The 11556-nt window shown below is 56.2% G+C and carries 6 protein-coding genes; 4 read left to right on the top strand and 2 right to left on the bottom strand.

Translation table 11 applies throughout. The features are described from left to right. The first annotated feature begins 110 nt into the window (after positions 1-110). Positions 111-3716: a S6 family peptidase gene (locus JK223_RS08040; protein WP_212713677.1), complete on the top strand. Its 3606-nt coding sequence runs from the start codon at positions 111-113 to the stop codon at positions 3714-3716. Between the two features lie 55 nt (positions 3717-3771). Here JK223_RS08040 and lptG read toward each other — a convergent pair whose 3' ends face one another. Both lptG and lptF read right to left on the bottom strand, forming a co-directional pair. Further along, the gene (gene lptG, locus JK223_RS08035) at positions 3772-4848 is read right to left on the bottom strand and encodes an LPS export ABC transporter permease LptG (protein WP_212713676.1); all 1077 of its coding nucleotides are present in this window, start codon (positions 4846-4848) and stop codon (positions 3772-3774) included. After that, positions 4848-5948, bottom strand: coding sequence for an LPS export ABC transporter permease LptF (gene lptF, locus JK223_RS08030; RefSeq protein WP_212713675.1), 1101 nt, complete (start codon positions 5946-5948; stop codon positions 4848-4850). The genes lptG and lptF overlap by 1 nt, the downstream gene beginning before the upstream one ends. A 265-nt stretch (positions 5949-6213) precedes the next feature. Between lptF and pepA the strand changes: the two genes are divergently transcribed. The 3 genes from pepA (at position 6214) to JK223_RS08015 (ending at position 11168) form a co-directional block, all read left to right on the top strand. After that, the gene (gene pepA / locus JK223_RS08025) at positions 6214-7725 is read left to right on the top strand and encodes a leucyl aminopeptidase (protein ID WP_212713674.1); all 1512 of its coding nucleotides are present in this window, start codon (positions 6214-6216) and stop codon (positions 7723-7725) included. Between the two features lie 123 nt (positions 7726-7848). Continuing rightward, entirely contained in the window at positions 7849-8307 is a 459-nt protein-coding gene (locus tag JK223_RS08020) for a DNA polymerase III subunit chi (RefSeq protein WP_212713673.1), read from the top strand. Between the two features lie 5 nt (positions 8308-8312). Next, a complete protein-coding gene (locus JK223_RS08015) occupies positions 8313-11168 on the top strand; it encodes a valine--tRNA ligase (RefSeq protein ID WP_212713672.1) in 2856 nt (951 codons plus the stop codon). Positions 11169-11556: the final 388 nt, after the last annotated feature.

Genomic DNA, 11556 nt, shown 5'->3' with positions numbered 1-11556 from the left:
GGGTCAGGAAGACCCTGCAAATAATAAGGATATCCCCATTGAACAGACCCCTTTCAGTGACTCTTTTCTGTTGTTTTTCTCTCAGCCCGTTGCCGGGAAACGCCGGTGTTATGCGCGAAGATGTTCCGGTTCAGGAATATCGGGATTTTGCTGAAAATTCAGGTAAATACCGCCCCGGAGTGACCAACATTTCTGTTTTTAAAACCGATGGCAGCGTAGCCGGTGTTTTATCTTACCCGATGCCGGATTTTGCTGCGGTTAACTCGGCGGGATATGCCACCCTTATCTCCCCGTCTTATGTGGTCGGCGTACGCCATAATGGCGGATATAAAACCGTTGATTTCGGAAATAATGCGAAATTTAAAACAAAATATAAATTAATTAACCGGAATAATTCGACAAGCTATGACTTTCATGTCCCGCGATTAAATAAAGTGGTGACCGAGGCCGCCCCGGTAGCTACCGTAAAAGGCGCGACGCTGGCGGCGAATAAAGAGCGTTATACCTGGTTCACCCGGGTGGGCACCGGTTCGCAGTACCAGGTCGATGCTGCCACACAGACCCTGATCCGTCTTAGCGGTGCATATAAATGGAAAAGCGGCGGCACTATCCTGAATCCGACCCTTCAAAGCTGGCGGCTGCACTGGGGCAATTACTCGCCCACGGACTCGCGGGTCCAGCCACTGGATTCCATGTCCCGATCCGGTGACAGCGGCAGCCCGATGCTGGTTTACGATAATGTCGATAAAATCTGGCGGCTGGCGGGTGTGCTGACCAGCGGCGGCGGTACGGCCCCCTATAAACTGCGCGGATATGTCCTGTACCTCCGGGACCAGGAAATTACCGATATTTTACAGAAAAATACCGACCCCTCCGTGACCGATACGGCGGGGGGCGGCGATATTCTCTGGTCTGCCGATGCCCTCCGGCAGGGAGATACCCGGTGGTTATGGCACGGCACGGACAGCGTTATTCCGGCAGACGCCAGTAATGAGGCGCTGGATGCCTCGAAAGATCTCCGGTTTGCGGGCGCGGGCGGCACCATTGTCTTACAGCAGTCGGTCAATCACGGTGCGGCAAAGCTGCAGTTTTCCGGGAATTACCGGGTGGTCAGCCCGCAGGACGAAGACTATCGCTGGGTCGGCGGCGGTATTGAAGTCGATGAAGGCCTGACCGTCGACTGGCAGGTGAACGGGCAGGCGGGCGATGCGCTGCATAAAATCGGGGCCGGGATACTGCAGGTGAATGCCACCGGCGTTAACCCCGGAGAACTCAATACCGGTGACGGCACGGTTATCCTCAACCAGCAGGCCGACAGTCACGGACAGCGACAGGCATTTTCGAAAATCACGCTGGTCAGTGGCCGGCCTGTGGTGGTCCTCGGCAGCGCCGGGCAAGTCGACAGCGAAAATATCCGGTTTGGCTACCGGGGGGGCACGCTGGATATGAACGGACAATCGCTGACATTCAGCGAGATCAAACATAACGATGACGGTGCCCGTCTGCTGAATAATAATGCCGCGCAGGCCTCTGAGCTGATTCTGTCAGGTAATCAGCAGACGTTTGCCGGGTCCCTGGGATCTGCGGAGGCCGGTGGCCTGCTGAACCTGACCACCCGGGGAGAGTGGTTGCTCAGCGGCGGAGCCACACTGGGCGCGCTGCAGGTCAGTAGCGGTGAGCTGCAGTTATCCGGGCAGCAGGTGCTGCATGCGGGCGGTGTACGCTTTGCCGATGACTGGTTACCGCAACAGTACAGCGCAGAGCGCATTGATCTGGCTGCAAACAGTTCGCTGACGCTGGCAGAGCACGCCACGGCAGAGGCCAGCCTGCGGGTGGCTGATCATGCCACGCTCCGCGTATTGGCGCGCAGCACGCTGAAAGGCAGCACCTTGCTGGACGGGCCGGACGCACAACTGATTGCCGATATCAGCCCGAATATCAGTACTGCCGGTGAACTGGCCTCGCGGATTGAGGCCAGCCTCAGTGGTGAGGGTTCTTTACTGAAAACCGGTGAGGGCCGCCTGACCCTGGCCGGACACAGCGGGAACCTTGGCGGGATCACAGTCAGCCAGGGCGAGCTGGAGGTGCTCTCCCGGGTGACCGGGGCACTGACACTGCGGTCAGGTACGCGGCTCACCGGGGCGGGCAGTTTCGCAGACGTCACCGGGGAGACGGATGTGACCTATTACCCCGGCCTGCACAATGCGTCCGGCGACAGTTCAGTGATGAGGATGAACTCCCTGACGACCGGCGGGAATAACCGGGTGATCCTCAGGGCAGGTGAATCTCCTGCCGCCAGTGACCACTTACTTATTTCCGGTGACCTGAATGCGACTGAAGACGCCCCCCTGCTGCTCAGCATCCTCTCACCGGCTGGCTGGCAGGATACCGACAGCAACGGTAATCATCGCGCAGATAACAATGAAGGGATCACGGTGTTACAGGTCGGAGGCCGGTCCGATGAGAAACGCGTCAAACTGGCCGGAGAATACGTGGCAAGAGGTGCCTGGGCTTATGGCCTGTATGCATTTGCTCCCGGTAAGTCCGCTGTCAGTGAACGCTTACTTGAGGGGGAAGGCAACCAGTACTGGGATTATCGTTTGCAGAATATCCTGCTCGACAGTGACGGGAACACGGTGCCGGTCGCCCCGGAGCCGCTGCCTGTCCCGGAACCCACTCCTGACCCTGTCCCGGAACCCCAGCCCCAGCCTGAACCTGGTCCGTTACCGGTGCCTGACCCCGCTCCGGTGCCTGATCCCGCACCTGTTCCTGTACCGGAACCTCTGCCGATCAGGCCCGCGACGACGCCTCAGGTCCCCGTTTACATCTCTCTGCCAGGCGCATTTACCCGGCTGAGTGAAGATTTGCAGCAGATGTTTTCTGACAGCGTACGTGACCCCCGTTCGGCCTTTTTCCTGTACGGATACCACAGCAATGAGCGTTATCACTCGGCCGGGAATTTTGCGAACTACGGCTATGACTCCACCGGAAAGGCCAATGGCTGGATGATGGGCAGTCGCTGGTCCTCTCCGGAAGCCAGGCAACAGCAAATCACACTCGGGTTTGCCGTCAGTAAAGGCTCACTTTCTGTCAAACCCTCTGCGGCAGATGGCGACGGCCGCAGCAGTGCCGATACCTTCAGCATCAATACACTGCTCCGCTGGCAGAACGATAATGGCTGGCTGCTGGAAATCCCGCTCGCCTATACCCGCTTTCGCAGCCATGTCAGCACCGGGCTGCGGGGTGAAGTCGCAGCACCGGCCGCCGTTGGCTGGCTGACAGGGATAGATGCCGGTAAAGGCTGGCAGTACGGCCCTCACCGCCTGACGCCGAAACTGGGTATGCACTGGCAGCAACTGCGGATACGCTCATTTACCGATGGGGATAATGCCAGGGTCAGCTATCAACACCCGACGGCCCCTGATTTCAGTGCCGGGCTGGACTACCGGATGATGCTGGGTGGCGTGAGCCTGGGAGCCGATGCCCGTGTCATACTGCGGCCGGGCGCATCCCGTCAGGTTGCCATCAGCGACGGGCAGACGCGCAGTCTGTTCAGTACCGGCCGGGGTGGAGACAGCCTGCAACTGAATACCCATGCCGCCGTCAGTCTCACCGATAGTCTGCGGATAACCACGCGGGCCGGTTATCAGAAACGACTGGAAAGAGAAGGCATCGATGACTGGAACATTGCCAGCGGCATGGAGTTTACGTTCTGATAGCGGGTTCAATAAAAAAGGGGTCACCGGCAGGTGACCCCTTTTTTTGTCCGCATCAGCGCCGTTTAATCAGCAGATAGAGGCTGACAGAGAAGAAGGCGGCACTCGGCAAAATCGCCCCGAGGAACGGAGGCAAACCGTAGACCAGGCTTAACGGGCCGAAGATCTTATCCAGCACATAGAACAGGAAACCAAAACTTATCCCGGTGACCACTCGCGTCCCCATCGACACGCTACGCAGCGGACCAAAGATAAAGGATAACGCCATCAGCATCATGACCGCGACCGACAGTGGCTGAATCGCTTTACTCCACAGGTTCAGCTGATAACGTCCGGCTTTCTGACCACTCTGTTTCAGGTACTTGATGTAATCCGTCAGGCCACGGATCGATAATGAATCCGGGTCCAGCGCGACGACCCCCAGTTTTTCCGGCGTCAGGGTGGTTTTCCATACATCGCTGACCCGCTGAGAACCGGTAATCTGATTCGGGTCGGTGAGATTAGATTCATCCACCCGGGTCAGATCCCACTGGCGTTCGCTCTTATCCCAGACGGCGCTGGCCGCATAGCGGACATCGGTCAGGCGGCGCTGGTCGTTAAAGCGGTAAATGCTGACACCACTGAGTTCGCTTTCGTTGCGGATATGATCGATAAAGATAAAGTTATTACCGTCTTTGGCCCACAACCCGCCCTGAGTCGATAACAGGGACCCGCCGAGCATTTGCTGTGCACGGTAATTGTGTGCCATCTGGTCACCGGCAGGGGCGACAAACTCACCGATAGCCATCGCCAGTAATACCAGCGGGATGGCCGTCTTCATTACCGAGTAAGCAATCTGCAACCGGGTAAATCCGGCGGCCTGCATTACCACCAGTTCACTGCGCTGAGCCAGATTTCCCAGCCCCAGCAGTGCCCCCAGCAGGGCCGCCATCGGGAAGAACAGTTCCAGGTCGGTAGGGACACCCAGCAGGGTGAAGTAACCGGCATCGAGTGCGGTGTAGGCCCCCTGGCCGGTTTTACGCAACTGTTCAACAAACTTGATGATGCCCGATAATGACACCAGCATGAACAGCGTCATCATGATGGTGTTAAAGATCGTTTTACCGATATAGCGGTCAAGAACTCCAAACATCAGGCTACCTCACTGCGGCTGAAACGCGCTCTGAACCGCCGCATAGGCAGCGTATCCCAAAGATTCAGCACAATCGCCAGCACGAAATATCCTGCGTTCACTGACCACATCCAGACCGCAGGGTCGAGGCGTCCCTTGGTGGCATTCGAGCGGAAAGAGCTCTGAACCAGGAAGAAGATCAGGTACAGCAGCATCGCCGGCAGCATGGAAAGTACCCGGCCCTGGCGAGGGTTAACCACGCTGAGCGGCACCACCATCAGCGCCATCACCAGTACCGAGAAAATCAGGGTCAGACGCCAGTTCAGCTCCGCCCGGAAGGCCGGGGTATGGTTATGCCACAGTGTCGACAGGGTGGCCTGATCTGAATCATTCGGGTCCAGGGTCGCTTCTTTATACCCCATCACCGCCTGGTACTGAGTAAAGTCCGTAATACGGAAATCACGGAGCATCGCGGTGCCTTCAAAGCGGGTCCCTTTATCCAGGATCACCGTCTGCGAACCGTCCGCTTTTTGTTCCATGTGCCCGTGATCGGCCAGCACCACGGAAGGCCGTGCATTGCCCTTCGGACGCAACTGGGCCAGGAAAACGTTACCGAACTGGTTGCCTTTCACGTTTTCGATAAACAGCACCATGTTGCCGTCGCTGGAGGTCCGGAACTGCCCGGCGGCCAGCGCCGCGGCGCCCGGGTTAGCGCGGGCATTTTGTGTGACCTGATCCTGGTATCGGGCCGACCAGGGCCCCAGCCAGATGACGTTGACCGCGGCCATGGCCGAGGTGATCAGCATCAGGATCAGGGCGGCTTTGACCAGCACATCTTTGCCCAGACCACAGGCATGCATGACCGTGATTTCACTTTCCGTGTAGAGTCTCCCCAGCGTCATCAGGATCGCCAGGAATAAACTTAATGGTAAGATAAGCTGTGCCATCTCCGGCACACCTAACCCCAGCAGGGTAAGTACTAAATTTGTCGGGATATCACCGTCGACCGCCGCTCCGAGGATCCTGACCAGCTTCTGACAGAAGAAGATCAGTAACAGGACAAACAGAATGGCGAATTGACTTTTGAGCGTCTCCCGAACCAGATATCTAATGATAATCACGCTAAATACGCCTGTGAAAACTTGTCTTTTTGCAGGAAAGTCGATAGTTTCAACGCTTATTAGCCATTTTACTTCATCAATGGCTGCTATCGTGGCTAAAATTGTATGACCACCTTCTCAGGATACTGAGGCATCGTCCTCAGAATCTTAACTTATTATGACGCCAATCCACTGTTTGTCATGGCATAACTGTTTCATAATAAGAATAAGAGTTATACATTCTAGCGATAGCAAACGCTGTTGTCTTTAAGATTCAGGAGAATACATGGAGTTCAGTGTAAAAAGCGGTAGCCCGGAAAAACAACGCAGCGCCTGTATAGTTGTCGGGGTGTTTGAACCTCGTCGTTTGTCGCCGATTGCCGAGCAGCTGGATAAGATCAGCGATGGCTACATCAGCGCATTGCTGCGTCGTGGCGAACTGGAAGGAAAAGTGGGCCAGACCCTGTTGCTGCACCATGTGCCGAACATTCTTTCTGAACGCATCCTGCTGATTGGTTGTGGTAAAGAGCGGGAACTGGACGAGCGTCAGTATAAGCAGATTATTCAGAAGACCATTAACACGCTGAATGACACCGGTTCGATGGAAGCCGTCTGCTTCCTGACCGAACTGCATGTCAAAAGCCGTAACAATTACTGGAAAGTCCGCCAGGCGGTGGAAACCGCAAAAGAGTCTCTGTACAGCTTTGATCAGCTGAAAAGCAACAAAGCCGAGCCTCGTCGCCCGTTACGTAAAATGGTGTTTAACGTCCCTACCCGTCGTGAACTGACCAGTGGTGAGCGTGCGATCCAGCATGGACTGGCAGTTTCTGCCGGGGTGAAAGCGGCCAAAGATCTCGGTAACATGCCGCCAAATATCTGTAACCCGGCCTACCTGGCCTCTCAGGCCCGGCAGCTGGCAGATGCGTACAGCCAGAACATCACCACCCGCGTCATCGGCGAACAGCAGATGAAAGAGCTGGGGATGAACGCTTATCTGGCGGTCGGTGCCGGTTCACAGAATGAATCGCTGATGTCGGTTATCGAATATAAAGGACACCCTGACGCCGATGCGCGACCGATTGTTCTGGTCGGTAAAGGACTGACCTTCGATGCCGGGGGCATCTCGCTCAAGCCTGCGGAAGGCATGGACGAAATGAAGTATGATATGTGCGGTGCCGCCACCGTTTACGGTGTGATGCGCATGGTCGCTGAGCTTAAACTGCCACTGAATGTGGTCGGCGTACTGGCCGGGTGTGAAAACATGCCTGACGGCCGTGCATTACGTCCGGGCGATGTCCTGACCACCATGTCCGGCCAGACGGTGGAAGTGCTGAACACCGATGCCGAAGGACGTCTGGTGCTGTGCGATACCCTGACCTATGTCGAGCGTTTTGATCCGGAAGTCGTGGTGGATGTTGCCACCCTGACCGGCGCATGTGTGATAGCATTAGGCCATCATATCAGCGGTCTGTTGTCTAACCATAACCCGCTGGCCCATGAGCTGATCAGCGCTTCCGAGCAGTCCGGTGACCGCGCATGGCGTCTGCCGATGAGCGATGAATACCAGGATCAGCTGGAATCCAACTTCGCCGATATGGCGAACATCGGTGGCCGGCCGGGCGGAGCGATCACTGCCGGATGTTATCTGGCCCGCTTTACCCGTAAATATAACTGGGCGCACCTGGATATTGCAGGTACCGCATGGCGTTCAGGTAAAGCTAAAGGCGCAACCGGTCGTCCGGTACCTCTGCTGTCACAGTTCCTGCTGAACCGTGCTGGTCTGGGCACCGACGAGTAAGGTTGTGTACCGGCAGTCCCCGGCTGAACCGGGGACTGCCCTTCTGTCACCTTCACGGCAGAAACAGGATTACCCTGAGTGACCTTGGTCACTCTTTTTACTTCATGGAATACAGGCAATCGCATGAAAAATGCCACCTTTTACCTTCCCGGCCCCGATACACCTCACCAGACCCTGTCTGCGGTTGAAGCCCTGGCCTGTGAACTGGCCGCGGCGCGCTGGCGCGAGGGTAAACGTATTCTGGTGGCCTGTGAGAACGAAGCGCAGGCAGTCCGTCTGGACGAAGCGCTCTGGCAGCGACCTGCAGATTCCTTTGTGCCGCATAATCTGGCCGGTGAAGGGCCGCGTTACGGCGCGCCGGTTGAGCTGGCCTGGCCGGAAAAACGGGGCAATGCCTCCCGTGATCTGCTGATCACCCTGCTGCCGTGGTTTGCAGATTTTGCTACCGCTTTCCATGAAGTGATAGACTTTGTCCCTGATGAAGAATCTTTGAAGCAGCTGGCGCGTGACCGCTATAAAGCGTATCGCAGCGTCGGTTTCCAATTGAATACGGCAACCCTACCGGCGCCCAAAACGACATAGCAGAAATGGAAAAAACATATAATCCGCAAGAGATAGAACAGCCGCTTTACGATCACTGGGAAAAGCAAGGCTACTTCAAACCAAATGGTGATGAGAGCCAGGAAAGCTATTGCATCATGATCCCGCCGCCGAACGTCACCGGCAGCCTGCATATGGGTCACGCATTCCAGCAGACTATCATGGATACCATGGTCCGTTATCAGCGGATGCAGGGCAAAAACACCCTGTGGCAGGCAGGTACCGACCACGCCGGTATCGCGACCCAGATGGTGGTTGAGCGTAAAATTGCGGCCGAAGAAGGTAAAACCCGTCAGGACTACGGCCGTGATGCGTTTATCGATAAAATCTGGCAGTGGAAAGCCGAATCCGGCGGTACCATCACCCGTCAGATGCGCCGGCTGGGGAACTCTGTGGACTGGGAGCGCGAGCGCTTCACCATGGATGACGGGCTATCGAATGCGGTAAAAGAAGTCTTTGTCCGTCTGTATAAAGAAAATCTGATTTATCGTGGCAAGCGTCTGGTGAACTGGGATCCGAAACTGCGTACCGCGATTTCAGACCTGGAAGTGGAAAACCGCGAGTCTAAAGGCTCGATGTGGCATATCCGCTACCCGCTGGCCGACGGTGCCACTACCGCCGAAGGTAAAGATTACCTGGTGGTTGCGACCACCCGTCCGGAAACCCTGCTGGGGGATACCGGCGTCGCCGTTAACCCTGAAGATCCGCGCTATAAAGACCTGATTGGCAAATACCTGGTATTACCGCTGATCAACCGCCGTATTCCGATCGTCGGTGATGAACATGCCGATATGGAAAAAGGCACCGGTTGCGTAAAAATCACTCCGGCCCACGATTTCAATGACTACGAAGTCGGTCGTCGCCACCAGCTGCCGATGATCAACATTCTGACCTTTGATGGCGATATCCGCACTCAGGCGCAGGTGTATGATACTAACGGCGAAGAGAGCGACGTTTATGACGGCGCTATCCCTGCCGAATTTGCCGGCCTGGAACGTTTTGCCGCCCGTAAAGCCATTGTTGCTGCGGTGGAAGCGGCCGGTCTGCTGGAAGAAATTAAGCCTCATGATCTGACCGTGCCTTACGGTGACCGTGGTGGCGTGGTGATCGAACCGATGCTGACCGACCAGTGGTATGTGCGTACCGCCCCGCTGGCGAAAGTGGCGGTAGAAGCCGTCGAAAACGGTGAGATCCAGTTCGTTCCTAAGCAGTACGAGAATATGTATTTCTCATGGATGCGTGACATCCAGGACTGGTGTATCTCGCGTCAGTTATGGTGGGGTCACCGGATCCCGGCCTGGTACGATAACGACGGTAATGTCTACGTCGGTCGTACCGAAGCGGAAGTTCGTGCCGAAAATAACCTGCCGGAAGCGACGGAACTGCGTCAGGACGAAGATGTGCTGGATACCTGGTTCTCTTCAGGCCTGTGGACCTTCTCTACCCTGGGCTGGCCGGAAAACACGGAAGCGCTGCGTACCTTCCACCCGACCAGCGTGGTGGTCAGTGGCTTCGACATTATTTTCTTCTGGATTGCGCGCATGATCATGCTGACCATGCACTTTATGAAAGATGAAAATGGCAAGCCTCAGGTGCCGTTTAAAACGGTCTATATGACCGGGCTTATCCGTGATGACGAAGGACAGAAGATGTCCAAGTCGAAGGGGAACGTTATCGATCCACTGGATATGGTGGACGGAATTTCCCTGCCGGAGCTGATCGAAAAACGTACCGGCAACATGATGCAGCCGCAGCTGGCGGAAAAAATCCGTAAGCGTACCGAGAAGCAGTTCCCGGAGGGGATTGAGCCTTCAGGGACCGATGCCCTGCGTTTCACCCTGGCAGCACTGGCCTCGACCGGCCGTGATATCAACTGGGATATGAAGCGTCTTGAAGGCTATCGTAACTTCTGTAACAAGCTGTGGAACGCCAGCCGTTTCGTGCTGATGAACACGGAAGAGCAGGACTGCGGCTTTAACGGTGGCGAGAAAGTCCTGTCACTGGCTGACCGCTGGATCCTGAGCGAATTTAACCGTACCGTTAAAGCCTACCGCGAGGCACTGGACAGCTATCGTTTCGATATCGCCGCCAGCCTGCTGTATGACTTTACCTGGAACCAATTCTGCGACTGGTACCTGGAGCTGACCAAGCCGGTGATGAACAATGGCAGCGAGGCCGAGCTTCGCGGTACACGTCATACCCTGGTCACCGTACTGGAAGAATTGCTGCGTCTGGCTCATCCGATCATTCCGTTTATCACCGAGACCATCTGGCAACGTGTGAAGGTCCTGACCGGTAACAGCGATGACACCATCATGCTGCAGCCGTTCCCGGCCTGGGATGCGGATAAAGAAGATGCACAGGCACAGGCGGATATCGAGTGGATCAAACAAGCCATCGTCGCCGTCCGTAATATTCGTGCAGAGATGAATATTGCCCTGAGCAAGCCGCTGGATCTGTTATTACGTGGTGCCACCGAAGACGTGATCCGTCGTGTGGGCGAAAACCGTAACTTCCTGCAGCGTCTGGCCCGTCTGGAGAGCCTGACACTGTTGTCCGCCGGGGACAAAGGGCCGGTCTCGGTCACCAAACTGGTGGAAGGTGCGGAGTTACTGATCCCGATGGCCGGTCTGGTCAACAAGGAAGCGGAACTGGAGCGTCTGGCAAAAGAGCAGACCAAAGTGGACGTGGAGATTGAAAAAATCAATGCGAAGCTGTCCAACGAAGGTTTTGTTGCCCGTGCCCCGGCCGCCGTTGTCGAAAAAGAGCGTGAGCGCTTAGCCGACCTGCAGCAGGCTAAAGCCAAACTGACCGAACAACAGGCAGTAATTGCTGCGCTGTAAGTCTGTTTAGCGACCTGAGAAAGCCGGGCTTGTCCCGGCTTTTTTGTGCCCGAAAGCCACGGATAAGCCCCGAAGGCACAGGCCTTAACACTCCCCGTCCGGCGCAGATCTGCGCTTGTCGCCAGGCCCGGAGGGCAAAGGCAGCATGCCCGACAAAAAAGCGAACGGAATATTCACCGTGCTGAGAATAAAAAACCACAGTCGAACTCATTACCCACAAACCTGAGAAAAAAATCCTCCGGTTTTCTCCGGGCTGCCAACCCGGTGACTTACCGCGACATCGCACCGCTGAGCGAGCGAATACGTCCAGAACGAGCCGCAGGGACGCGGCGAGAGGTCACGCTGAGCAGGAGCGAATCGTGACCGGTCCGTCAAGGACAAATGAGTG

The organism is Tatumella sp. JGM118, from assembly GCF_018257515.1.
GTDB lineage: Bacteria > Pseudomonadota > Gammaproteobacteria > Enterobacterales > Enterobacteriaceae > Tatumella > Tatumella terrea.
The sequence above is the reverse complement of the archived record's forward strand: the minus strand, read 5'-3'. Positions and strand labels throughout refer to the sequence as shown.